Raw genomic sequence first — 24,409 nt, 5'->3', positions numbered from 1 at the left:
ACTGCGGATAGGCGGGATGAAATGCGTTTGGCCGAGTATGAAATGTGCGACAAGACGGACGGGCGGACGTCCGGGTGGACGGTGGTGCGCGTGCAACTTGGGCTCCCGCCTGCGCGGGAGCGACGGTACTCCACTTGGGCTCCCGCCTGCGCGGGAGCGACGGTACTTCACTTGGGCTCCCGCCTGCGCGGGAGCGACGGTACTTCACTTGGGCCCCTGCCTGCGCGGGAGCGACGGTGCTTGATGATGCGGATAAACGTAGATCCGTCGTCCCCGCGCAGGCGGAGACCGAATCGAAACGTCGTCCCCGCGCAGGCGGGGACCGAATCGAAACGTCGTCCCCGCGCAGGCGGGGACCCAATTTCCGCTGTTATTTAGCGAACAGGTGATACACCAGGTTGCCCATCAAAATCCCGGTGACGATGCCCCCGCCGATCTCGACCAGCGTATGCCCCATCCGCTCGCGCAGCGTCTTGTGTTCGCCGGCCCCCGCCGCCAGCCGGTTGATCGCAGCGGCCTGGCGGCCGACGTGCTGGCGCAGGCTGTTGGCGTCGATCATCACGATGAAGCACAAGGTGACGGCCACGCCGAACGCCGGATGCCCGATGCCCTCGCGCAGCGCGATCAGGGTCGCCATGCTCGTGACGGTGGCGCTATGGTTGCTGGGAAATCCGCCATTGCCCACCAGATTGAACGCCCAGCGCCGCTGGCGCGCGCTGTTGATGAGGAATTTGATCGGACCGACCACCAGCCAGGTCAGCACCGGGGTGACCAGATAAGAAAAATCCATGCGAAATCCATTCAGACTGATATACGGGAGGCGTGCCGCCGGGCCGCATTATGGCAGATGCAATGTCACGTGAGCAATTCGACGGTGGCGCCCCATGCTTGTCAAGACGACATCCGATGCGCCCGTCAGCGCGGGAACCGAGTTAATATGCGCGCTGTGGTATTTCAGTCAATGTGCTTCCAAAGGAGTCGTGCATGCAACATTTCAGGTTGTCGTTCGTGGTCGCCGCCGTCCTGCTCGCGCTGGCCGGCTGGTGGGGCTTTTCCCACGGCGGCACCGCCGGCCTGCTCCAGGGCCTGTGGATCGCAGCGGTGCTGGGCGTGCTCGAGATCTCGCTGTCGTTCGACAACGCGGTCGTCAACGCCTCCGTCCTGCGCAACTGGAACGCGTTCTGGCAAAAGCTGTTCCTCACGGTCGGCATCGTCGTCGCCGTGTTCGGCATGCGCCTGCTGTTCCCCCTGCTGATCGTATCGGTGGCGACGGGCCTGGGCCTCATCGACGTCTGGCATATGGCGGTCAACAGCCCGGCCGAGTACGCCCGCCACCTGACGTCGCGCCACGCCGAAGTGGCCGCGTTCGGCGGCGCCTTCCTGCTGCTGGTCTTCCTCAACTTCCTGTTCGACGAGGAAAAGGAACTCCACTGGCTGGGCTGGATCGAAGAAAAAGTCGGCAAATACGGCTCGGAAGGCTTCGCTATCCTGGTCACCCTGCTGGCCGCGTTCGGTTGCATGAGCCTCGTGCCGCAGGAGCGCAAACTGTCCGTGCTGATCGCGGGCGTCGTCGGCGTGCTCGTGTATGTGGGCGTCAACTGGTTCAGCGGGCTGCTGGAGGAAGAAGAGTCCGATCCGGCCGTCGGCAAGCTGATCTCGCAGGGCAGCATCGGCGGGTTCATCTACCTGGAAGTGCTGGACGCGTCATTCAGCTTCGACGGCGTGATCGGCGCGTTCGCGATCACGAACGACGTCGTCGTGATCATGCTCGGCCTGGCCATCGGCGCGATGTTCGTGCGGTCGCTGACCGTGTTCCTCGTGCACAAGGGCACACTGGAAGAATTCGTGTTCCTCGAGCACGGCGCGCACTACGCGATCGGCATCCTGGCCCTGATCATGTTCGCCAGCGTCGAGTACGAGATTCCCGAATGGTTCACCGGCCTGTCCGGCGTGGCCTTCATCCTGGTGTCGCTGTGGTCGTCGATCCGCTACAAGAAGCGCGAAGCGCTGGAGTCGGCGACCTGAACACCCCAGGTCATATCAATATCAACAGAAAGGAAACAAGATGGCGATCAGTTTGCAGAAAGGCGGCAACGTCAACCTGTCCAAGGAAGATCCGAACCTCAAGAAGGTCATCATCGGCCTTGGCTGGGACCCGCGCGCGACGGACGGCGCCACCTTCGACCTCGACGGCAGCGCCTTCCTGCTGCGCGGCGACGGCAAGGTGCGCGGCGATACCGACTTCATCTTCTACAACAACCTCCAGTCCAGCGACGGTGCCGTCAAGCACACGGGCGACAACCGCACCGGCCAGGGCGAAGGCGACGACGAGCGCATCCTCGTCGACCTCACGCGGGTGCCGCCGGAGATCGAAAAGATCGCGTTCGCCGTCACCATCCACGAGGCCGACCAGCGCCACCAGAACTTCGGCCAGGTCGCGCGCGCCTTCATCCGCTGCCTGAACGCGGACGGCGAGCGCGAGATCGCCCGCTACGACCTGTCGGAAGACAGCTCGACGGAGACGGCGATGATCTTCGGCGAACTGTACCGCTACGGCAACGAGTGGAAATTCCGCGCCGTCGGCCAGGGTTACAACGGCGGCCTCGGCCCCCTCGCCCGCTCGTTCGGGGTGAACGCCTGAGCCTGGCCCTAAGACTGGACTAATTGACAATCCACGCGCTCGTGTCAGAATGGGCGCGCTTCGTTGCGTCCATTATTCAACCATCGCCTGCCCACCATGCCCAAGACCCTGCCGCGCCGCGCCATCGCCATCCTCGCCTCCGTCGTCATTGCCGCAGCGGCCCTGTTCGCCCTGTACACCTGGGTCGTGCTGCACTGGTCGTATTCGGAAGGCGAACGGGCCGGCTACCTGCAAAAGCTGTCGCGCAAGGGCTGGCTGTGCAAGACGTGGGAAGGCGAGATCCTGCTGTCGAGCATGCCGGGTGCGATTCCCGAGCGTTTCAACTTTACCGTGCGCGACGAGAACGTCGTGCGCCAGTTGCAGGCCGCCATGGGGCAGCGTGTACAACTGACGTACGAGCAGCACATCGGCGTACCGACCTCGTGCTTCGGCGAGACCGAATACTTCGTCGACAAGGCCGTCATCGGCGGTGCCAATCCGGTGGCGCCCAGCAATATGTAAACTGCCGCAACAGAAATGTTATACGCAAACATTTCTGTTGCCGCTCCGTCCGCCGTGTCCTACACTCCTGTAAATAAGACAGGAGACAGACTATGCAACAACACCCCATCCGCAAAGTCGTCATCGTGGGCGGTGGCACCGCCGGCTGGATGACCGCGGCCCCGCTGGCCCAGCGGCTCGGCAAGCGCTGCGAGATCGTGCTGGTGGAATCGCCGGACATCGGCACGATCGGCGTCGGCGAAGCGACGCTGCCGACGATCCGCTTCTACAACGCCGCCCTCCAGCTGGACCACGCCGATTTCATCAAGAAGACCCAGGCCACCTTCAAGCTCGGCATCGAGTTCAAGGACTGGGGGCACGTCGGCAACCGCTTCTTCCACGGTTTCGGCGACTTCGGTCCGCCCCTCAACGGGGTCGCGCCGCACCACCACTGGCTGCGCCTCGCGCGCACCTTCGACCACATGCCCGCCATGGAAAACTGGTCGATGGCCTCGGTCATGGCGCGCGAGAACAAATTCGCGATGCCGGCGGACACGCAGCCGGGCGTCACGGACGCCTTTTCGTTCGGCTTCCAGTTCGACGCGAGCCTGTACGCCAACTACCTGCGCGACTACGCGACGGCGCGCGGCGCCACGCGCGTCGAAGGCACGATCACCGGCGTCGACCAGCATCCGGAGACGGGTTTCGTCACGGCCGTGCGCCTGGCCGACGGCCGCGCCATCGACGGTGACCTGTTCATCGACTGCTCGGGCTTCCGCGGCCTGCTGATCGAAGGCACATTGAAAGCCGGTTACGAGGACTGGAGCGAGCACCTGCCCTGCAACAGCGCCCTCGCCGTCCCGTGCGCGCGCGTGGAACCGCTCACGCCCTACACCCGCTCGACGGCCAAGGGCGCGGGCTGGATCTGGCGCATCCCGCTGCAGCACCGCACCGGCAACGGCCACGTGTACAGCAACGCGTTCACGACCGACGAGAAGGCGCGCCAGGACCTGCTCGATGGCCTCGACGGCGCGGCGCTGGACGAGCCGCGCCAGCTGCGCTTCACCACCGGCAAGCGCAAGAAATCGTGGGTCAAGAACGTCGTGGCGATCGGGCTGTCGGCCGGCTTCGTCGAACCGCTGGAATCGACCAGCATCAGCCTGATCGAAACGGCCGTCGGCACCCTGATCGAACTGTGGCCGGACCGCGATTTCCGTCCCGAGCTGGCGGCCGAATTCAACCGCCTGATCGGCAGCCGCTACGAGTCGATCCGCGACTTCATCATCATGCACTACAAGCTGACGAGGCGTGACGATACCGAATTCTGGCGCTACTGCGCAAACATGACCATTCCCGATTCGCTCGCGCACCAGATCGAACTGTTCCGCGAGACGGGCCGCGTCACGATCCTCGACCGCGACAGCTTCGGCGCCCCCTCGTTCGTCTCGATGCTGATGGGTCTGGGCGTCGTGCCGGCGCGCTACGATCCGTTCGTGGACGACGTCGACATGCGCCAGCTGCATGGCCACTTCGCCGGCATGCGCGACCTCATCGCGCAGACCGTCGCGAAGATGCCGGGGCATGGGGCGTATCTGGAGAAGAACGCGAAGGCGTAAACCGGTGCCGCATGAACCGTCGCCCCTGCGCAGGCAGGGGCCCAATTTTGGGCTGAGCCGAGAACTTGGGCCCCCGCCTGCGCGGGGGCGACGTGTTGCGTCGGGGGCGGCGTGTTGCTTCGGGCGACGTGTCGAAGTAGCGGTTATTTACTCGTGATCGCGGTCGGCCCGCTGCCTGGCCACCGCGTCCGCCAGCCGCATCGCGGCCTGCACCTTCGACGGCTGCTGCGCGAACCGGCCCAGCACTTCGCGCGCCATGTCTTCCGATTCGGCGCGCTGCTTGGCCTCGGCCTGGCGCGCCTCGATCTGTTCGCGCAGCGCGGCCAGTTCCGCCACCTGGTCTTCCTGGCGCGCGGATTCCAGTTCCACCAGACGCTTCTTCGCGTCCAGCATTTCCTGCGTGGCGAGCGCCGTCTTGCGCTGCATCTCGGCCGCCAGCTGGGCGTTGGCCAGCAGCGCGCGCTGGGCGTCGCGCTTGTCGAGCGCGGCCTGGGACGCGGCCTGCTCGGCCGCTTCGCGCATGCGGGCCAGCTGCGCACGTTCCGCTTCGGCGGCGGCGCGGGCCTCGGCGGCGGCAACCGCGGCCCGTTCGGACGCCATGCGCGCCGCAGCCGCTTCGTTGGCGCGCACGTCGGCGGCCGTCTGCTGCTGTTGCGACGACAGCTTCTGCTCCAGCAGCAGCAAGGCGTCGTGCGCGGCGTCCGCGGCGGCGCGTTCGGCCGCCAGCAATTCGTCCGTCAGTTGCTGCTGGCGCCGTTCGTGGGCGGCGCGGTCGGCCTGGGCCTGGGCCAGTTCCGCCGCGCGCGCCGCCTGGACGCGCTGGGCGTCGGCGATCGCCTGTTCGTGTCCGGCCTGGCGCGCCGCGTGTTCGGCGATGGCGCGCTGCGCATCGATGGCAGCCTGGCGCTCGGCGGCGGCACGCTGTTCGTGCTCCGCCTGCGCGGCCAGCAGCGCCGCGTGTTCCTGTTCGGCGGCGGCGCGGCGCGCGTCGAATTCGGCTTCCTGCTGGGCGAGTGCTTCGCGGTGGGCCTGCAGCAGCGCCGCGTGTTCCTGTTCGGCGGCGGTGCGGCGCGCGTCGAATCCGGCCTGCTGTTCGGCCAGCGCGTCGCGGTGGGCCTGCAGTAGCGCGGCATGCTCCCGCTCGAAGGCGGCGCGGCGTGCTTCGATGTCGGCGTGCTGGGCGGCGAGCACGTCGCGCTGGGCCTGCAGGCGCGCGGCATGCTGCTCCTCCGCGGCCGCGAGGCGCGCCGCCGTTTCGGCCTGCAGCGCGGCGAGCTCGCGCTCCTGCGCTTCGAGCCGTTCGGCCAGTTGCGCGGCCTGATCCCGTTCGGCGGCGGCGCGCGCCTCGGCGGCGGCGGCCAGGGCACGCTCGGCCTCGATGCGTGCCTGCTGGCGCGCCAGCGCATCCTGCTCGACCTGCACCCGCGCCTGTTCGGCCTGCGCCAGTTCCTGCGCTTGGGCGGCGCGCTGTTCGGCCAGGCGCGCGGCTTCCTGCTCGTGTCCGGCCTGTGCGGCCTGCGCGGCCAGTTCGGCCTCGCGTGCCGCGTTCTGCGCGGCGCGCGCGGCGGCGGCGGTCGCGCTCAGGGCCGCGCGTTCCTCGGCCAGTTGGCGCTCGCGCTGCTGGGCCTCGGCATCGCGCTGCGCCGCTTCCTGCGCCATGCGGTCGGCCTCCGCGCGCAGGCTCGCCTGTTCGGCCGCCTCGCGCTCCGCGTCCAGGCGGGCGCGGCTCTGCTCCGCTTCGGCCTCTTCCGCCGCCGCGCGCGCCATCGCCACGTCGCGCAGCTTGCGGTCGGCCTCGATGCGGGCTTCCGTCGCGGCCAGGATGCGGGTTTCCGCTTCGCGCCGCGCGGCGGCGGCATCGAGCGACATCTGCTCCATTCGCTCGCGGTGGATGGCCGCGTCGCGCAATTCCTTTTCCGTCTGCAGGCGCATGCGCAGCGATTGCGCGGCCGTGCGCTCCGATTCCACCTGGGCCAGCGCGATGGCTTCGCGTTCCTGCTCGATGTGCGCGAGGGCCCGCGCTTCCTCGAGCGCGCGCGCTTCCGCGGACGCGCGCGCGAACGCGGACGCCAGCGCGACCTGGTCCGCCCGTTCGCGCTGCTGCGCCAGTTCCAGCGCCTCGCTTTCCGCCTGCGCCAGCTTCTCGGCCGTCTGGCGCGCGGCACGCTCGGCCCGTTCGCGTTCGCGCGCGAGGATCGCCACGCGGGCGTCGGCGCTGGCGCTGTGGTGCACCTCCTCGCGCGCCGCGTGCACGGCGGCCACGCGCTCGGCCGCCTGCAGGCGCGCCTGCTCGGACTGGATGGCCAGGTCGTCGGCGTCGCGCTGGGCGCGGGCGGCGATCTCGGCGTCGATGCGCGCCTGCTCCGCCGCGCGCTTGCGGGCGTCTTCCTCGGCGCGCACGCGCGCTTCGGACGCGAGGCGGATCTGGGTGTCGGATTCGACGCGGGCGCGCAGCCCGGCCGTCTCCTGGCGGACCGCTTCGAGGCGCTCGGCGGCGGCCTTGGCGGCGGCGCGCAGGGTTTCGATGCGGTCGCGGTTCGCTTCGATCGCTTCTTCCGACGCCTGCGCGTTCGCGAGCGCGGCGGCGGCCGCTTCGGCGTCGATGGCGGCCCGCTCCTCGGCCAGGCTGCGCGCCCGCGCCTCGGCGTGGGCACGGTTCTCGGCCGCCACCGCCGCCTTCGCCTCCGCCTCGACGCGCGCGATGCCTTCCTTGATCGCGCGCTGCTCCAGGTGCTCGCGCTGCGGCTCGACCTGCGGCGCCGCGTGATCCTGGGCGGCGGGCATCAGGTCGATCGTGAAATCGGCGTCGTCGTGCTTGGCGGATGGATCGGTCGGGTGGGCGCGGTCGGTCATGAATGGCTCGCTGGATGGCATGCGGGCCCGGACGAGCCCGCGCTTCGATTATGCGGCATGGCTGCGTATCGTGTCACGCCGAGCTGAATCGTAAAACGTCCGCAATTCCGGCTTTAGACGGGCCACAAGGGCGGCTCGTCCATCAGCGCCACCTGCTCGCGCAGCTCGAGGATGCGGTCTTGCCAGTAGCGCTGGGTATTAAACCAGGGAAAGGCCGCCGGGAAGGCCGGATCGTCCCAGCGCATCGCCAGCCATGCCGAGTAATGGATCAGCCGCAGCGTGCGCAGCGCTTCCACGAGGTACAGCTGGCGCGGGTCGAATTCGCAGAAATCCTCGTAGCCGGCCAGCACGTCGGCCAGCTGGTGCACCATCTCCTGGCGCTCGCCCGACAGCAGCATCCACAGGTCCTGCACGGCGGGTCCCATGCGGCTGTCGTCGAAGTCGACGAAGTGCGGACCGTCGTCCGTCCACAGCACGTTGCCCGCGTGGCAGTCGCCGTGCAGGCGCAGCAGCGGGAGCGCGCCGGCCCGGTCGTAGCAGCGCGCGACGCCGTCCAGCGCCTGGTCGAGCACGCTCGTGTACGCAGTCAGCAGCTCGGGCGGAATGAAGCCGTGGCCGATGAGCCAGGCGCGCGGTTCGCGGCCGAACGTGTCGAGGTCCAGCCGCGGGCGCTCCGCGAACGGCCGCGCCGCGCCGAGCGCGTGGATGCGGCCGATGAAGCGGCCGATCCATTCCAGCGTCGCCGGATCGGACAATTCCGGCGCGCGGCCGCCGCGGCTGGGGAAGACGGCAAAGCGGAAGCCGCCGTGCTCGTGCAGGGTGCGCCCGTCGAGGACGTCCGCCGGCACGACCGGCACTTCCTGGTCCGCCAGTTCCTGCACGAACGCATGTTCCTCGAGGATGGCGGCATCGCTCCAGCGGCCGGGCCGGTAGAACTTGACGACGACGGGCGGGCCCTCTTCGCGGCCGACGCGGTACACGCGGTTCTCGTAGCTGTTCAGCGCGAGCAGGCGGCCGTCGCCGCGCAGGCCGACGCTGTCGACGGCGTCCAGCACCATCAGCGGATCGAGCCGGGAAAACGGATGACTGCGGGGGTTGTCAGACTGATTATCCATCCCGCCATTGTAAGGCGGCCGGCCGGCACGCGCTTTTTTTCGCCGGCCGCGGGGCGAGAGGCGTTACACTGGCGGCTTCAACGCAAGGAAAACGCAACAATGCAACTCGACCAGCCCCTCTCCGAAAAAGAATTCGACGATCTCGACAACTTCCTCCTGTCCGACCGCTGTCCCGACGACGCGATGACGATGGACACGCTGCACGGCTACCTGACCGCCATCGCGATCGGCCCGGAAACCATCATGCCGGCCGAATGGCTGCCGCGCGTGTGGGGCGAGGAAGACGCCGTCGTCAAGTGGAAGAATCCGAAGGAAGAAGAGCGCATCGTCAACCTGATCATGCGCTTCATGAACGAAGTGCTCGTCACGTTCGAGGTCGCGCCCAAGGAATTCGAGCCGCTGTACGTCGAGCACGACATCGGCGGCGAGACGCTGATCGACGCCGAGGCCTGGTGCTGGGGTTTCTGGGAAGGCATGGAACTGCGGCCCGGCTCGTGGAACGAGATCTGGGACTCGGAAGCGGCCCCACTGATGCGCCCGATCTACCTGCTGGGCGCGGACGAGATCGAGGAAAGCGAACTGGCGGAAGTCGAAGACCCGAAGAAGGCGCACAAGCTGGCGCTGGACATCGAAGCCAACCTGCCGGGCATCCACCGCTTCTGGCTGCCGCGCCGCAAGGCCGCCGTCGACACGGTGCGCCGCGACGAGCCCAAGGTCGGCCGCAACGACGACTGCCCTTGCGGCAGCGGCAAGAAATACAAGAAGTGCTGCGGCGCCAACGAGGCCTGAAACCGGGGTCAGAGCCCTGATTTTGGCAATGGCCCAGTTGCATACTCCAACAACTCGACAATTCGGGGTCAGAGCCCGGTTTGCGACAATTCGGGGTCAGAGCCCGGTTTGGGTTAATGGCTTATGAACAACTCCTGAAATCCCGCCGGGTATTTCGCTTGGCCGTGCAATTTCCCAAAATCGGGCTCTGACCCCGGTTCGGCTGTCAGGCCGCTTCGGCCAGACGGCTTTCGAACAGCGCGGCCAGCAGGTCCGACTGGCTGATCACGCCCAGGAACACGGCGCGCTCGTCCACCACGGGGATGTGGTGGAAGCCCACGTTGCTCATCAGCGGCACGAGCGTGGCGATCGGTTCGGCCGCCTCGACCACGGCGACCTTCGTCGACATCAATTCACCCACCGTCGCCGCCCGTTCCGGCCGCACGCCCAGCACGTGGGCGAACAGGCCGCGCAGGCGCTCGCCCAGGGTCTGGTAATCGTCCAGGCCGGCGTGATGCAGGAAATCGCTCTGGCCGATGATGCCGGCCACGCGGCGCGCTTCGTCCAGCACCGGCAGCGCGTGCAGGTTGTGATGGCGCAGCAGGCGCCACGCTTCGTCGAGCGGCATGGCCGGCGTGGCCGTCACCACGTCCTTCGACATGATCGCGCCGCAATTCACGGTGCCGAAGCGGCGCGCGTAGGCGCGTTGTTCCGTTTGCAGCAGGATCTCTTCCAGGTCGTCGCGGCTGACGTCCAGCACCTGGCCGTAGCGCGCCAGCACGGCGTCCAGGTCCTCGGCCGTGAAGCCCAGGCGCGCCATCGGTGCCTGGTCGCGCGTCGCGTGCGCCGCCTGTTGCGCGGTGCGCAGCATGGACTTCTGGTTGTGCGGATAGCGCCGTCCGGTCAGGTTGTTGAAGACGAGCGCGGCCAGCACGATCAAGGTCGAGTTCAGGCACACGGGCAGGAACGCGAACTGGAAGCCGGCGGCATGGATGGCCGGTCCGCCGAGGACGGCCGTCAGCGCCACGGCGCCGCTGGGCGGGTGCAGGCAGCGCAGCACGAACATCACGAAGATCGCGCAGGCGCCGGCCAGCGGCGCCGCCAGCGCCGGATTGGCGACGGCCCTGGCGCAGATGATGCCGACCAGCGCGGAAATCGTATTCCCGCCGATCACCGACCACGGCTGGGCCAGCGGACTGGCCGGCACGCAAAACAACAGCACGGCCGACGCCCCCATCGGCGCGACCAGGGCCAGCGGCCCGATGCCGGAGTGCGCCGTCAGCATGTCGCTGAGGATCGCCGTCACGAACAGCCCCACGAGGGCCCCTGCCACCGCGCGCATGCGTTCGCCGCGCGGCACCGTATTCGGTTGCGGTACGAACGACCGCATCCATTCCAGACTCTTATCCAGCATCATTCCCGTCGTTTACAAAAAAAACGCAGCGCACGGCGCTGCCAAAAAGTATCACGTTATGATATATTATTTGATTCCCAAAGCCAACGCCCCAATCGCATATCCCCTGTGAAAGACGAGTTACCCCCGCTGTCCAAGACGGATTTCGCCGCATTGTCGGAATTCCGCCACCAGATGCGGCGCTACGAGCGCTTCTCCGAAAATGCCGTGCAGGCGGCCGGCATCACGCCGCTGCAATACCTGCTCCTCCTGCACATCAAGGGGTTTTCAGGACGCGAATGGGCCACCGTCGGCGAGCTGGCCGAGCGCCTGCAGGCCAAGCAGCACGGCGTGGTCGCCCTGGTGACGCGCTGTGAAGCGGGCGCGCTCGTCGAGCGCCGCACGAACGCCGCGGACCGGCGCCGCGTCGAAGTGCACCTGTTGCCGAAAGGCGAAGCACTGTTGACGCAGCTCGCCGCCGTCCACCGCGCCGAACTGCGCGCCCTGCAAGGCGTCTTTACCGTTCCTAATCTTGTATAACAATATGAAACCTGCCACGCATCCTTCCCCCCCGCGGCGCGATTTTTCAGGCGATGCCAACCTGTTGCGCATGACCGTCCTCGCCGCCCTCATCGGCGCACTCAGCACGGGCGCGGCGCACGTCCTGCTGGGACTGATCCGCTTTTTCACCGACCTGTTCTTCTACGGTAAGTTCTCGTTTGACGACATGTCGCCGGCCAACAACACGCTGGGCCTGTGGGTGATCGCCGTTCCCGTGATCGGCGGCCTCATCATCGGCCTGATCGCCCGCTACGGCAGCGAGGCGATCCGCGGCCACGGCATTCCCGAAGCGATCGAGGCGATCCTGTTCAAGCGCAGCGCCATGTCGCCCAAGGTCGCCGTGCTGAAGCCGCTGTCGTCCGGCATCGCGATCGGCAGCGGCGGCCCGTTCGGCGCCGAGGGCCCGATCATCATGACGGGCGGCGCGATCGGCTCGCTGATCGCCCAACACTTCCACCTGACGGGCGGCGAGCGCAAATCGCTGCTCGTGGCGGGCGCCGTGGCCGGCATGACGGCCGTGTTCGGCACGCCGGTGGCGGCGGTGCTGATGGCCGTCGAACTGCTGCTGTTCGAACTGCGTCCGCGCAGCCTGCTGCCGGTGGCGACGGCGTGCGCCGTGGCCGGCTTCCTGCGTCCGCTCGTGATCGGCGCCGGCGCGCTGTTCCCGCTGCAGACGGCGGCCGTGAGTCCCGTCGCCCTCGGCTCCTGCCTGGTGGCCGGCCTCGCGTGCGGCGCGCTGGCCTGGCTGATGTCGACGGCGCTGTACCGCGTCGAGGACGGCTTCCACCGCCTCCCGATCCACTGGATGTGGTGGCCGGCGCTGGGCGGCCTCGTCGTCGGCATCGGCGGCTACTTCCAGCCGCGCGCGCTGGGCGTCGGCTATGACGTCATCGGCGACCTGCTGCACAATCACCTGGCAGCGAGCGTCATCGTCGGCCTGCTGGCCGTGAAACTCGTCATCTGGCTGATCGCGCTCGGCTCCGGCACGTCCGGCGGCGTGCTGGCCCCGCTGCTGATGCTGGGCGCCGGCCTCGGCGCCGTGCTCGGCCCCTACCTGCCGGGCGCCGATCCCGCGCTGTGGCCGCTCGTGTTCATGGCCGCGACCCTGGGCGGCATGATGCGCGCGCCCGTGATGGCCGTCGTGTTCGCGTTCGAACTCACGCACGACGCCAACGCCGTGCTGCCGCTGCTGGCCGCGTCCGCCGTCGCCTACGGCTTCACGGTGCTGACGATGGGCCGCTCGATCCTGACCGAAAAGATCGCCCGCCGCGGCCACCACATCTACCGCGAATACGGCATCGACCCGCTCGAACGCCACAGCGTGGCCGAGGTGATGAGCACGGAAGTCCACCACATCGACGCCAATGCCACCATCGGCGACGTGCTGGCCACGCATTTCGGCCCGGCCCAGAAGCACCGCGGCTATCCGGTCACCCGCGGCGGCCTCGTCGTCGGCATGGTCGAACGCGACACGCTGAACGACCACGCGCCGTCGATGCTCGTCGGCGACCTGTTCGGCGTCAATCCGCCGCTCGTCGCGCTGCCCGGCGAGACGTGCCGCGCCGTCGCCACCCGCCTCGCCGTGCACGGCATCGAGCGCCTGCCGGTCGTGGCGCAGGCCAGCCACGCGCAACTGCTGGGCGTCGTCAGCCGCAGCGACCTGATCAAGGCGACGGCCACGCTGCACGAGGAAGAGCACAACCGCAGCGTCCTGCGCACGCTGCCGCTGACGCGCCGCGGCGGCGCGCAGAACGAAACAGCGGACTGAGCAAAGGCAAACCGGGAGCGCGGAGGGCAGGCAGGGCCGAGCGAGTTACTGAACAATCATGTACGATAAGCAACCCGCGTTCGCGCGTTTATCGAGGATAAGAACATGATCAAGCCGCTCAAGCACACCCTGCTCGCCGCCGCCCTCGCCGCGGCCGCCTTTACCGCCCAGGCCGCCGCACCGATGGTCAAGACCCCGGCCCCCGGTTTCTACCGCGTGATGGTGGGCGACATCGAAATCACCCCGATCAGCGACGGCACCTTCGACCTGCCGCTGGACCAGTACATGCGCGAGAAGCCCGAGGTGACGCGCGCCGTGCTGGCGAAGAACTTCCTCAAGTTGCCGGTGGAAACCTCCGACAACGCCTTCCTGATCAACACCGGCAGCAAGCTGGTGCTCGTCGACACGGGCGCCGGCACCCTGTTCGGCCCGACCGTCGGCAAGTTCGTCAACAACCTCAAGGCGGCCGGCTACAAGCCGGAGCAGATCGACGAGATCTACATCACCCACATGCACGGCGACCACGTCGGCGGCCTCGTCAGCAACGGCCAGCGCGTGTTCCCGAACGCGACCGTGCGCGCAGGCAAGCCCGACGCCGACTACTGGCTGAGCGAAGCCAACATGAACAAGGCCCCGGCCGACAAGAAAGACTTCTTCAAGGGCGCGATGGCGTCGATCAACCCGTACATCAAGGCCGGCAAGTTCAAGGCCATCGAGGCGGACGGCGAACTGGTCCCGGGCGTGTCCGCCATGGCCGAGCACGGCCACACCCCGGGCCACACGGCCTACGCGGTGGAAAGCCACGGCCAGAAGCTCGTGCTGATCGGCGACCTGATCCACCTGGCGGCCGTCCAGTTCGACAATCCGCAGGTGACCATCGCGTTCGACAGCGACGAGAAGGCCGCCTATGCGTCGCGCAAGAAAGTGTTCGACGAGGCCGCGAAGAACGGCTGGCTGATCGGCGGGGCGCACCTGCAGTTCCCGGGGCTCGGGCACCTGGCCACGCAGGGTAAGGGGTATCGCTGGATTCCCGTCAACTATACCCAGATGCGTTAACACCCGGATGCGTTAAAAAACCGATCGTCGTTCCCGCGGAGGCGGGAACCCAAGATTGTGCGCGTCGCCACGAACTTGGGCCCCCGCCTGCGCGGGGGCGACGGCCAAGGCGCGGGGCGACGGCGACCTGCGCGGAGCCGGCGGCTACTCTCGCTCCGCCTCGATCCCCGCCAGCAGCGCCGCCAGCTCGTCCATGTCGACGGGCTTCACGAGGTGATGGTCGAAGCCGGCCTCGAACGCCGCGCGGCGGTCCTGTTCCTGGCCGTAGCCCGTGACGGCCACCAGCACGATGGCGCCCGTCTGGGCGTCGGCGCGCAGGCGGCGCGCGAGTTCGTTGCCATCCATGTCCGGCAGGCCGATGTCGAGCAGCGCCACGTCCGGCCGTTGCTGGCGCGCCCGCTCGAGCGCGCGGTGCGACTCGTGTTCGACGTCGACCAGGTAGCCGCACGCTTCCAGCAGCATGCCCAGCGTGGCCGCGGCGTCGACGTTGTCGTCGACGACGAGCAGGCGCAGCGGACGCCGCGCGTCCGCCGTCCCCGCCTGCGCACCGGGCGCGGCGGCGGCCGGCGCGGCGCGCGTGGCCGATTCCATCAACGGCAGCGCCACCTCGAAGGTACTGCCCTGCCCCAGGCCGGCACTCGTGCACGCGACGGTGCCGCCGTGCAGCTCGACGAGATTCTTGACGAGGGCCAGGCCGAGGCCCAGGCCGCCCTGGGCGCGATCGACCGAACGCTGCGCCTGCGTGAACAGGTCGAACACATGCCCCGTCAGTTCCGGCTCCATGCCGATGCCCTCGTCGCGCACCGTCAGCAGCAGCCGGCCGCGGGCGCGGGCGACGACCGCCGTCACCTCGATGCGCCGGCCTTCCGGCGTGTACTTGGCCGCGTTGTTGAGCAGGTTGGCCAGCACCTGCACGAGGCGCGCCTTGTCGCCCAGCACCATGGCATCCGGATCGGCGATGTCGACGGCGAGGTGCTGGCGGCGCGTCTCGAACATGGGACGCACCTGCTCGATTGCCTCGTCGACGATGGTGCGGGCGGCAACCGGCGCGCGCGCCAGCGTCACGAGCCCGCGCGTGACGCGCGAGACGTCGAGCAGGTCGTCCACGAGGCTCGTCATGTGGCGCACCTGGCGGCCGATGATGGCGCTGCTCTGGCGCACCCGGTTCTCGTCCAGCCGGCCGATGCGCAGCAGGTCGGCGGCGGCGCTGATCGGCGCCAGCGGATTGCGCAGTTCGTGCGCCAGCATCGCGAGGAACTCGTCCTTGCGGCTGTCGGCCGCGCGCAGCTTGTCCTCGGCCGCCTTGCGCTCGGTGACGTCGCGGAAGAACGAGACGAGCCCGCCGTCGGCCGTCGGATAGGCGCGCACCTCGCACCAGATCTCGACGCCGTCCGCCGTGCGCTGGCGGTACTCCGCCGTGCCGGCCACGCGGTCGCGCATCACGCGGCGGTACATGCGCCCGGCCTCGCTGTCGATCGCTTCCGGCCAGACGTCCCAATGGTTGCGCCCGATGATGTCGCCGGCGTCCATGCGGGCGATGCGCAGGCCGGCCGGATTCATCTGCAGGACGGTCCAGCTGCGGTCGAGCAGCAGGAAGCCTTCCGCGATGGTGTCGAGGATCGTGCGGCTGCGGTCGCGCTCTTCGCGCAGCGTCGTCTGCGCGCGCGCCAGGTCGACGGCCGCCCGGATGCGCTCGGCCGTGCCGCGCGCCAGCGCCACCTCGGCGTCGGTCCAGGCATGCGGCCGGTCCAGGCCGAGCACGAGGAAGGCCTGCAGGCGCCCGTCCCTGCGCAGCGGCACGGCCAGGCAGGCGTGGATGTCCAGCGCGAGATACGTGCCCTGGCGCGTGGCCGCGCGCAGGTCGGTGCGGACGTCGGTCAGCAGCACGGTCTCGCCGGTGCGTCCGGCGCGCCCGAGTTCGGGGCCGAACGCGTCGATGGCGAACGTGTGGCCGGCCACGGCCGCGAGGCCGGGACGGTGCCAGTCGCGCGCCACGGACAGGGTGTCCAGGTTGTCGTCGACCTCGCCGTACAGCACGCGCGCCATGCCCAGCTCCAGGCCCAGCAGGGTGCAGCCCGTGCGGATGGCGTCGTCGGCACTGGCCAGCGGACGCAGCGCGTCCGCCACCGCCAGTTCGAACGCGGCGCGGCGCTCGGCCTGCACGCGGCCGGTCGTCTCGATGACGGTGCAATACAGGCCGGCCACGCGGCCGTTGCCGTCGTGCAGCGGCGAGTACGAAAACGTGAACCAGGTCTGCTCGCGAAACCCCTTGCGCTCCATCGTGAGCGGCAGGTCTTCGAAGTAGGCGGATTTATTGGACAGCGCGCGGTCGACGATCGGCACGAGGTCGGGCCAGATCTCGGACCACGCCTGCTGGAACGGCGCGTCGAACGCGGCCGGGTGCTTGTCGCCGAGGATGGGGACGTAGGCGTCGTTGTACAGGAAGCGCAGGTCGGGTCCCCACGCGATGAACATCGGGAACGCAGAGCTGACGGCCATCGACACGGCGGTGGCCAGTTCGGGCGGCCAGCCTTCCGGCGGGCCGAGCGGCGACGTGGTCCAGTCGTGCTCCCGCAGGAGACGCCGGACTTCGCTCTCTCCGCCGAGGCCGGCGGTGGTACGCAGAATGTCAGCCATGGACAATTCTCGCATACCTTGCGGCGGGGCCCATGCACGATTGCAACTTCGTGTCCGAGCCCACCAAGCCGCTTTACAGTTTGCGCATCACAGCTTGATGAAATGCTCGCGGTAGTAGCGCAGTTCCTCGATGGACTCGATGATGTCGGCCAGCGCCGTGTGCTTCTGCGCCTTCTTGAAGCCCGAGGCCAGTTCCGGCTTCCAGCGGCGGCACAATTCCTTGAGCGTCGAGACGTCCAGGTTGCGGTAGTGGAAGAAGGCTTCCAGCTTCGGCATCCCGCGCGCCATGAAGCGGCGGTCCTGGCAGATCGAATTGCCGCACATCGGCGATTTGTTCGCGGGCACCCACTGCCTCAAGAAGGCGATCAATTGCTCCTCGGCCTGGGCTTCGGTGATCGTCGACGCCTTGACGCGGTCGATCAGGCCCGAGCGGCCGTGCGTGCCCTTGTTCCAGTTGTCCATCTTGTCCAGCGTCGCGTCGCTCTGGTGCACGGCGATCACGGGACCTTCGGCCAGCACGTTCAGGTTGGCGTCCGTGACAACGGCGGCCACTTCGATGATGCGGTCGTTGTCGGGATCGAGGCCGGTCATTTCCATGTCGATCCAGACCAGGTTGAATTCGTTCGGGCGTGGGGTGGATACTTCGGTAGGGGTGGCTTGTGACATAATTCTCTCTTCGCTTAAAAGCTTTTAATCAGTCGGGGTCAGAGCACAACCGTGAAAACCGTGCTCTGACCCCGAAAAATAGGATTTTCTCACAGGCACCGCATGCTTTCATCCGCGTTTTCGGTTTTGTTCGTCGTCTTTCTCCTGCTGACCCTCGGCCTGCGTTACTTGCTGGCCCGCCGGCACATCCGTCACGTGCTGCGGCACCGCAGCCAGGTGCCGGCCGAATTCGCCGAAAGGATTCCCCTCTCCGCGCACCAGAAAGCGGCCGACTACACGATCGCCAAGACCCGCTTCGGTCTCGCCTCCGCCCTGTGGAACACGCTCGTGCTGACCGGTTTTACGTTGCTGGGCGGGCTGCAGGCCCTGTCGACGGCGCTGCTGCATGTGGCCGGTCCCGGCATGGTGTACCAGATCCTCTTGATCGTCGCGTTCGCCGTGGTCTCCGGTGCGCTCGACCTGCCGTTCTCGTACTACCGCCAGTTCGTGCTGGAGGAGCGCTTCGGCTTCAACAAGATGACGCTCGGGCTGTGGATCGCCGACGCCGTCAAGGGCGCGCTGGTCGGCGCCGCCATCGGCCTGCCGCTGCTGTGGGTCGTCCTGACCCTGATGGACAGGACGGGCGCCCTGTGGTGGCTGTACGCCTGGCTCGTGTGGAGCGGCTTCCAGCTGTTGATGATGGTGCTGTACCCGACCGTCATCGCACCGTTGTTCAACAAGTTCACGCCGCTCACGGACGACAAGCTGAAGGACCGCATCGAGGGCCTGATGACGCGCGTCGGCTTCGCCGCGAAGGGCCTGTTCGTGATGGACGGCAGCAAGCGCTCCGCCCACGGCAACGCCTATTTTTCCGGCTTCGGCGCGAACAAGCGCATCGTCTTCTTCGACACGCTGCTGGCGCGCCTGGCCCCGGCCGAGATCGAAGCCGTGCTGGCGCACGAACTGGGCCACTTCAAGCTCAAGCACATCGTCAAGCGCATCGCCGTGCTGTTCGCGCTGTCTCTCGCCTTCCTCGCCCTGCTGGGCTGGCTGAAGACGCAGGTGTGGTTCTACACGGGCCTGGGCGTGATGCCGCTGCTGGGCCAGTCGAACGACGCGATGGCGCTGCTGCTGTTCGCGCTCGTGCTCCCGGTGTTCACCTTCCCGTTCTCGCCGCTCACGTCGATCACGTCGCGCAAGCACGAGTTCGAAGCGGACGCCTTCGCCGCGAGCCACAGCGATGCGCGCGACCTCGTCTCCGCCCTCGTCAAGATGTACGAGGACAATGCGTCGACCCTGACGCCGGACCCGATCCACTCCGCGTTCTACGATTCGCATCCGCCGGCCTCGGTGCGCATCCGCCAACTGCGCCTGGCGGGGGCCGCATGAAGCTCGCCGACCGCCACTGCGTGCACGATGCCGCCGCCCTGGACGATGCGGCGATCCGGTCCTTGCTGCCTGAGGTGCCGGACTGGCGCGTAGAGTCGAACGTAAGCGGCACGTGCCTCGCGCGCGAATTCGTGTTCCGCGACTTTCACGAGACGATGGAATTCGTGAACGCCCTCGCCTTCATGATCCACCGCGAAGACCATCACCCGATTCTGACCGTCGGCTACCGCCGCTGCACCGCGGCGTGGACGACGCATTCGGCCGGCAACCGCCTGTCCGACAACGATTTCATCTGCGCGGCCAGGGCCGACGCACTGTACGCGGAACGGGCCGGCGCATGACCAAACCGAACAAGGCAAATGAGTTGACGGGCACGATCGTCGCCGCCCACGGCCGGCATTATCTGGCGGACGTCGACGGCGAATTCCTCCAGTGCGTCACGCGCGGCAAGAAGACCAACATCGCGGTGGGCGACATCGTGCACCTGAAGCGGACCTCCGCCGACCAGGCCGTCATCGAAAAGATCGCCGAGCGCACCACCTTGCTGTACCGCTCCGACCAGTACAAATCCAAGCTGCTGGCGGCGAACATCACCCGGCTGTTCATCGTCATCGCGACGGAGCCCGGCTTTGCCGACGACCTCATCTCGCGCGCCCTCGTCGCCTGCGAGGCGGCGGGCGTGGACGCCCACCTCATCCTGAACAAGGTCGACCTCGAGCCGAACCTCGCCCGCGCGCGCGAACGCGCGAGCCTGTACACGAACCTCGGCTATCCGCTGCACGAGGTGTCGGCCAAGACGCATCCCGAGGACACCGTCGCGACGCTCACGCCGCTGCTGCAGGGCCAGTCGTCGATCCTGATCGGGCAGTCGGGCATGGGCAAGTCGTCGATCGTGAACCTGCTGGTGCCGGACGCCGACATCGCCGTACGCGAAATCTCGGAAGCGCTGGACACCGGCAAGCACACGACGACCTTCACGCGCCTGTACAAGTTGCCGGCCGGCGGCACGCTGATCGACTCGCCAGGCTTCCAGGAGTTCGGCCTGTACCACCTGACGGAAGGCATGCTGGAACGCGCGTTCGTCGAGTTCAAGCCCTACCTCGGCGGCTGCAAATACTACAACTGCCGCCACCTGGCCGAACCGCAGTGCGCGGTGCTGCAAGCCGTCGCGGACGGCAAGATCGCGAAGCTGCGCCACGAGCTGTACGCGCAGCTGTTGCACGAGTCGGCGCAGACGTTGTACTGACAACTTTTCCGCTTGGCTCCGAATGCAATTTCCCGGAAAGCAAGCAAAAACGCTTATAATCCAAGAGATTATCGTATCTCAGGCACAAAAATGGCTGGCACGACTCCCACCAACATCAAGCACTTCCTGCAGTTCTCCGACTTCACCCGCGACGAATTCGAGTACCTGATCGAGCGCGCGACCGTCATCAAGCGCAAGTTCAAGAACTACGAGATCTACCACCCGCTCGTCGACCGCACGCTGGTCATGGTGTTCGAAAAGAATTCCACGCGCACGCGCCTGTCGTTCGAGGCCGGCATGCACCAGCTGGGCGGCGCCGCCATCTACCTGAACACGCGCGACAGCCAGCTGGGACGCGGCGAGCCCGTCGAGGACGCCGGCCAGGTCATGTCGCGCATGTGCGACATCATCATGGTGCGCACGTTCGGCCAGGACATCATCGAGCGCTTCGCCGCGCACTCGCGCGTGCCGGTGATCAACGGCCTGACCAACGAACACCATCCTTGCCAGGTGCTGGCCGACATCTTCACGTACTACGAGCACCGCGGCTCCATCGTCGGCAAGACGGTGGCCTGGATCGGCGACGCCAACAACATGCTGTATTCCTGGCTGCAGGCGGCCGAGGTATTCGGCTTCCACCTGAACGTGTCGACGCCGAAGGGCTACGACATCGATCCGGCACTGGTCGCCACGAACAACTACACCTTCTTCGAGAACCCATCCGACGCCTGCGCCGGCGCGCATCTGGTGAACACGGACGTGTGGACGAGCATGGGCTACGAAAAGGAAAACGCCGAGCGCCTGAAAGCGTTCGACGGCTTCATCGTCGACGAAGCGAAGATGGCGCGCGCCAGCGGCGACGCCCTGTTCATGCACTGCCTGCCCGCGCACCGCGGCGAGGAAGTGTCGGCCGGCGTCATCGACGGTCCGCAATCCGTCGTCTGGGACGAGGCCGAGAACCGCTTGCACGTGCAGAAGGCGCTGATCGAATACCTGCTGCTGGGCCGCATCGAAGACAAACACTGACACCACCCTTGAGCCTGATCGTCGGCCCGCTGAGGGCCGGCTGACCATCATCCCCCTCCACATCTGACACCACTGGAACTTCCATGAGCGACATTAAAAAAGTAGTCCTCGCCTACTCGGGCGGCCTCGACACCTCCGTCATCCTCAAATGGCTGCAGGATAACTACCAATGCGAAATCGTCACCTTCACCGCCGACCTGGGCCAGGGTGAAGAGCTGGAACCGGCGCGCGCCAAGGCGCTGAAGTTCGGCATCAAGCCGGAAAACATCTACATCGACGACGTGCGCGAAGAATTCGTGCGCGACTTCGTGTTCCCGATGTTCCGCGCCAACACCGTGTACGAAGGCGAATACCTGCTGGGCACGTCGATCGCGCGTCCGCTGATCGCCAAGCGCCTCATTGAAATCGCGAACGAAACCGGCGCCGACGCCGTGTCGCACGGCGCGACCGGCAAGGGCAACGACCAGGTCCGCTTCGAGCTGGGCGCCTATGCGCTGAAGCCGGACGTCAAGATCATCGCCCCGTGGCGCGAGTGGGACCTGCTGTCGCGCGAAAAACTGCTGAAGTACGCGGAAGACGCCGGCATCGACATCGACATGAAGCACAAGAACGGCGGTGCGCCGTACTCGATGGACGCCAACCTGCTGCACATTTCGTTCGAAGGCCGCCACCTGGAAAACCCGAGCGCGGAAGCCGAGGAATCGATGTGGCGCTGGACCGTGTCGCCGGAAGCGGCGCCGGACCAGGCCGAGTACCTGGACATCGAGTTCGAGCACGGCGACATCGTCGCCCTGAACGGCAAACCGATGACCCCGGCCGCCGTGCTGACCGAGCTGAATCGCCTCGGCGGCAAGCACGGCATCGGCCGCCTGGACCTGGTGGAAAACCGCTACGTCGGCATGAAGTCGCGCGGCTGCTACGAAACCCCGGGCGGCACGATCATGCTGCGCGCGCACCGCGCCATCGAATCGATCACGCTGGACCGCGAAGTGGCGCACCTGAAGGACGACCTGATGCCACGTTACGCATCGCTGATCTATAACGGCTACTGGTGGGCACCGGAACGCGTCGCGCTGCAGACGCTGATCGACCACACGCAGAAGAGCGTGAACGGCTGGGTGCGCGTCAAGCTGTACAAGGGCAACGTGATCGTCGTCGCGCGCGATTCGAAGACCGATTCGCTGTTCGACCAGACCATCGCCACCTTCGACGAAGACGGCGGCGCGTACAACCAGGCGGATGCGGGCGGCTTCATCAAGCTGAACGCGCTGCGCATGCGCATCGCGGCGAACGCGCGCAAGAAGCGCGGCCAATAACACGGCATCGGCCCGACAAAGCCGCCGGCCCGCGAGGGCCGGCGGCTTTTTATTTTCGCCTCCCTCAAAGCCGTCGCCCCCGCGAAGGCGGGGGCCCAGTTCCTGGCGCTGCCGCAACGCATGCCAACTTGGGGCCCCGCCCGCGCGGGGACGACGGCCTGGCGTTCGCGTCCACTCCGGATCCGAGACGACACATGCCGGCAGCCGCGGGGGGGGGGCCACGGATTGCCGGCGTCGGCTTGACGGCGCGTCAGACCAGCACGGGCTCCGGCTCCAGCCGCACGCCGAAGCGGGCCTCGACGTCGTCCTGGATGGCGCGCGCGAGCGCCATGAGCTCGGCCCCGGTCGCGCCGCCGTTGTTGACGAGCACGAGCGCCTGTTTCGGATAGACGCCCGCGCGGCCGAGGTTCCTGCCCTTCCAGCCGCAGCGGTCGATCAGCCAGCCGGCGGCCAGTTTTTCGCTGCCGTCCGGCTGGGCGTGGTGCACGAGGTCCGGCCACGTGGCCAGCAGGCGCGCGCAATGGTCGGGCGCAACGACCGGGTTCTTGAAGAAACTGCCGGCATTGCCGATCTCGGCCGGATCGGGCAGCTTGCGCCGGCGGATCGCGATGACGGCGTCGGCCACCTGGCGCGGCGTCGGCGCGTCGACGCCCTGCACCGCCTGCGCCAATTCCGCGTAGCGCACGTTGGGCGTCCACGCGCGCGGGAGCGCGAAGGTCACGTCCAGCACGACGAGTGCGCTGCCTTCCGCATGCTTGAACACGCTGTCGCGGTAGCCGAAGCGGCAGGCGGCCGCATCCATCGTCCGCGTCGTGCCGGCGGCGAAATCGAACACGGTGACGGCGTGGAAGCTGTCCTTGACTTCGGCCCCGTACGCGCCGATGTTCTGGATCGGCGAGGCGCCGACCGTCCCCGGGATCAGCGCCATGTTCTCCAGGCCGCCGAGACCCTGCGCCAGCGTCCACTCCACGAAGGCATGCCAGTTTTCGCCGGCGCTGGCGCGCACGAGGACGGCGTCCGCCGTCTCCCCGACGATCTCCTTGCCGGCCAGCGCCATGTGCAGCACGAGGGCGTCGACCTCGTCGTGCGCGATCAGCAGGTTGCTGCCGCCGCCGAGCACGAGGCGCGGCAGCGCGGCCAGCGCGGGGTCGGCCGCGACGAGCGCCAGCTGGGCCGGGTCCGTCACGCGCAGGTAGCGCCTGGCCCGCGCGGGAATGCGGAAGGTGTTGAAGGCGTCGAGGGGGACGTCGAACGATAAAGGCAGGTCGGCTGGCATGGCTGAGGCAGGAAGTGTTTGGCGCATTATAGTGGCGCGCGCGTTGTTGGTTACAATAACGCCATTCATCACTGTGCAAGACAAAGGAAAAAACACAATGCCATCGTTTGATGTGGTCTGCGAAGCAGACATGGTCGAAGTCAAGAACGCCATCGAGCAATCCAACAAGGAAATCGGCACCCGCTTCGACTTCAAGGGCAGCTCGGCCAAGGTCGAGCAGAAGGAGCGCGAGATCACCGTGTTCGGCGATTCCGACTTCCAGCTCGGCCAGGTGCGCGACGTGCTGTTGAATAAGATGACGAAGCGCAAGGTCGACGTGCGCTTCCTCGACGAAGGCAAGATCGAGAAGATCGGCGGCGACAAGGTCAAGCAGGTGCTCAAGGTGCGCAACGGCATCGAGACGGAAGACGCGAAGAAGATCACCAAGCTCATCAAGGAAAGCAAGATGAAGGTGCAGGCGTCGATCCAGGGCGAGACCGTGCGCGTGACCGGCAAGGACCGCGACACGCTGCAGGAAGCCATCGCCCTGCTGCGCAAGGACGTCAAGGACCTGCCGCTGGAATTCAACAACTTCCGCGACTGACCGCCGCCTCCGCGGGGCCGCACGACCGTGCGGCAAATGG

General features: G+C 67.4%; 21 protein-coding genes. 14 read left to right on the top strand and 7 right to left on the bottom strand.

Going from position 1 to position 24,409, the window contains the following annotated elements; all coding sequences use genetic code 11:
• Positions 1 to 370: 370 nt before the first annotated feature.
• A complete protein-coding gene (locus ASC93_RS22050) occupies positions 371 to 790 on the bottom strand; it encodes a divergent PAP2 family protein (RefSeq protein WP_056447492.1) in 420 nt (139 codons plus the stop codon).
• 194 nt (positions 791 to 984) lie between these two features.
• Between ASC93_RS22050 and ASC93_RS22045 the strand changes: the two genes are divergently transcribed.
• The 4 genes from ASC93_RS22045 to ASC93_RS22030 all read left to right on the top strand — a co-directional run bounded on the left by ASC93_RS22045 (position 985) and on the right by ASC93_RS22030 (position 4,737).
• Positions 985 to 2,025 (top strand): DUF475 domain-containing protein, encoded by a 1,041-nt coding sequence (locus ASC93_RS22045; protein WP_056447491.1) that lies wholly within the window; start codon positions 985 to 987, stop codon positions 2,023 to 2,025.
• A 40-nt stretch (positions 2,026 to 2,065) separates the two neighbouring features.
• A complete protein-coding gene (locus tag ASC93_RS22040; protein WP_056447489.1) occupies positions 2,066 to 2,641 on the top strand; it encodes a TerD family protein in 576 nt (191 codons plus the stop codon).
• A 96-nt stretch (positions 2,642 to 2,737) separates the two neighbouring features.
• Entirely contained in the window at positions 2,738 to 3,142 is a 405-nt protein-coding gene (locus ASC93_RS22035) for a hypothetical protein (protein WP_056447487.1), read from the top strand.
• Between the two features lie 92 nt (positions 3,143 to 3,234).
• A complete protein-coding gene (locus ASC93_RS22030; RefSeq protein ID WP_056447485.1) occupies positions 3,235 to 4,737 on the top strand; it encodes a tryptophan halogenase family protein in 1,503 nt (500 codons plus the stop codon).
• 147 nt (positions 4,738 to 4,884) lie between these two features.
• Here ASC93_RS22030 and ASC93_RS22025 read toward each other — a convergent pair whose 3' ends face one another.
• Both ASC93_RS22025 and ASC93_RS22020 read right to left on the bottom strand, forming a co-directional pair.
• Positions 4,885 to 7,590 (bottom strand): hypothetical protein, encoded by a 2,706-nt coding sequence (locus ASC93_RS22025; protein WP_200958385.1) that lies wholly within the window; start codon positions 7,588 to 7,590, stop codon positions 4,885 to 4,887.
• A 113-nt stretch (positions 7,591 to 7,703) separates the two neighbouring features.
• The gene (locus ASC93_RS22020) at positions 7,704 to 8,705 is read right to left on the bottom strand and encodes a serine/threonine protein kinase (RefSeq protein ID WP_056447483.1); all 1,002 of its coding nucleotides are present in this window, start codon (positions 8,703 to 8,705) and stop codon (positions 7,704 to 7,706) included.
• A 99-nt stretch (positions 8,706 to 8,804) separates the two neighbouring features.
• Here ASC93_RS22020 and ASC93_RS22015 point away from each other — a divergent pair, with 99 nt between their 5' ends.
• On the top strand, positions 8,805 to 9,494 hold the full coding sequence (locus ASC93_RS22015; RefSeq protein WP_056447481.1) for a UPF0149 family protein: 690 nt from the start codon (positions 8,805 to 8,807) through the stop codon (positions 9,492 to 9,494).
• Positions 9,495 to 9,699: 205 nt separating this feature from the next.
• On the opposite strand, the gene ASC93_RS22010 is transcribed toward ASC93_RS22015, so the two are convergent.
• Entirely contained in the window at positions 9,700 to 10,887 is a 1,188-nt protein-coding gene (locus tag ASC93_RS22010; protein WP_056447644.1) for an HPP family protein, read from the bottom strand.
• 174 nt (positions 10,888 to 11,061) lie between these two features.
• Between ASC93_RS22010 and ASC93_RS22005 the strand changes: the two genes are divergently transcribed.
• The 3 genes from ASC93_RS22005 to ASC93_RS21995 all read left to right on the top strand — a co-directional run bounded on the left by ASC93_RS22005 (position 11,062) and on the right by ASC93_RS21995 (position 14,251).
• Positions 11,062 to 11,406 (top strand): MarR family winged helix-turn-helix transcriptional regulator, encoded by a 345-nt coding sequence (locus tag ASC93_RS22005; protein WP_082548264.1) that lies wholly within the window; start codon positions 11,062 to 11,064, stop codon positions 11,404 to 11,406.
• Between the two features lie 4 nt (positions 11,407 to 11,410).
• A complete protein-coding gene (locus ASC93_RS22000; protein WP_056447477.1) occupies positions 11,411 to 13,195 on the top strand; it encodes a chloride channel protein in 1,785 nt (594 codons plus the stop codon).
• A gap of 105 nt (positions 13,196 to 13,300) precedes the next feature.
• On the top strand, positions 13,301 to 14,251 hold the full coding sequence (locus ASC93_RS21995; protein WP_056447474.1) for an MBL fold metallo-hydrolase: 951 nt from the start codon (positions 13,301 to 13,303) through the stop codon (positions 14,249 to 14,251).
• A 144-nt stretch (positions 14,252 to 14,395) separates the two neighbouring features.
• Here the strand turns inward: ASC93_RS21995 and ASC93_RS21990 are convergent, their stop codons facing one another.
• The gene (locus ASC93_RS21990) at positions 14,396 to 16,888 is read right to left on the bottom strand and encodes an ATP-binding protein (RefSeq protein ID WP_056447471.1); all 2,493 of its coding nucleotides are present in this window, start codon (positions 16,886 to 16,888) and stop codon (positions 14,396 to 14,398) included.
• Between the two features lie 87 nt (positions 16,889 to 16,975).
• Positions 16,976 to 17,554 carry an oligoribonuclease gene (orn, locus tag ASC93_RS21985; RefSeq protein WP_056447469.1) on the bottom strand — a complete coding sequence of 193 codons (579 nt, stop codon included), beginning with the start codon at positions 17,552 to 17,554 and terminating at the stop codon, positions 16,976 to 16,978.
• A 102-nt stretch (positions 17,555 to 17,656) separates the two neighbouring features.
• Here orn and ASC93_RS21980 point away from each other — a divergent pair, with 102 nt between their 5' ends.
• The 5 genes from ASC93_RS21980 (at position 17,657) to ASC93_RS21960 (ending at position 22,510) form a co-directional block, all read left to right on the top strand.
• On the top strand, positions 17,657 to 18,922 hold the full coding sequence (locus ASC93_RS21980) for a M48 family metallopeptidase (protein WP_056447467.1): 1,266 nt from the start codon (positions 17,657 to 17,659) through the stop codon (positions 18,920 to 18,922).
• Positions 18,919 to 19,263 (top strand): 4a-hydroxytetrahydrobiopterin dehydratase, encoded by a 345-nt coding sequence (locus ASC93_RS21975; RefSeq protein WP_056447465.1) that lies wholly within the window; start codon positions 18,919 to 18,921, stop codon positions 19,261 to 19,263. Before ASC93_RS21980 ends, ASC93_RS21975 begins: the two co-directional genes overlap by 4 nt.
• Positions 19,260 to 20,168 (top strand): ribosome small subunit-dependent GTPase A, encoded by a 909-nt coding sequence (gene rsgA, locus ASC93_RS21970; protein WP_056447462.1) that lies wholly within the window; start codon positions 19,260 to 19,262, stop codon positions 20,166 to 20,168. Before ASC93_RS21975 ends, rsgA begins: the two co-directional genes overlap by 4 nt.
• A 90-nt stretch (positions 20,169 to 20,258) precedes the next feature.
• Complete coding sequence (gene argF / locus ASC93_RS21965; RefSeq protein ID WP_056447460.1) at positions 20,259 to 21,194, top strand: ornithine carbamoyltransferase; 936 nt, start codon at positions 20,259 to 20,261, stop codon at positions 21,192 to 21,194.
• Positions 21,195 to 21,277: 83 nt separating this feature from the next.
• A complete protein-coding gene (locus ASC93_RS21960; RefSeq protein ID WP_056447459.1) occupies positions 21,278 to 22,510 on the top strand; it encodes an argininosuccinate synthase in 1,233 nt (410 codons plus the stop codon).
• Between the two features lie 250 nt (positions 22,511 to 22,760).
• Here ASC93_RS21960 and murB read toward each other — a convergent pair whose 3' ends face one another.
• Positions 22,761 to 23,786 (bottom strand): UDP-N-acetylmuramate dehydrogenase, encoded by a 1,026-nt coding sequence (murB, locus tag ASC93_RS21955; RefSeq protein ID WP_056447456.1) that lies wholly within the window; start codon positions 23,784 to 23,786, stop codon positions 22,761 to 22,763.
• A gap of 97 nt (positions 23,787 to 23,883) precedes the next feature.
• Here murB and ASC93_RS21950 point away from each other — a divergent pair, with 97 nt between their 5' ends.
• Entirely contained in the window at positions 23,884 to 24,369 is a 486-nt protein-coding gene (locus ASC93_RS21950) for a YajQ family cyclic di-GMP-binding protein (protein WP_056447454.1), read from the top strand.
• Positions 24,370 to 24,409: the final 40 nt, after the last annotated feature.

Origin of the sequence: Massilia sp. Root335 (assembly GCF_001425685.1) — a bacterium.
GTDB classification, from domain to species: domain Bacteria; phylum Pseudomonadota; class Gammaproteobacteria; order Burkholderiales; family Burkholderiaceae_D; genus Telluria; species Telluria luteola.
The sequence above is the reverse complement of the archived record's forward strand: the minus strand, read 5'-3'. Positions and strand labels throughout refer to the sequence as shown.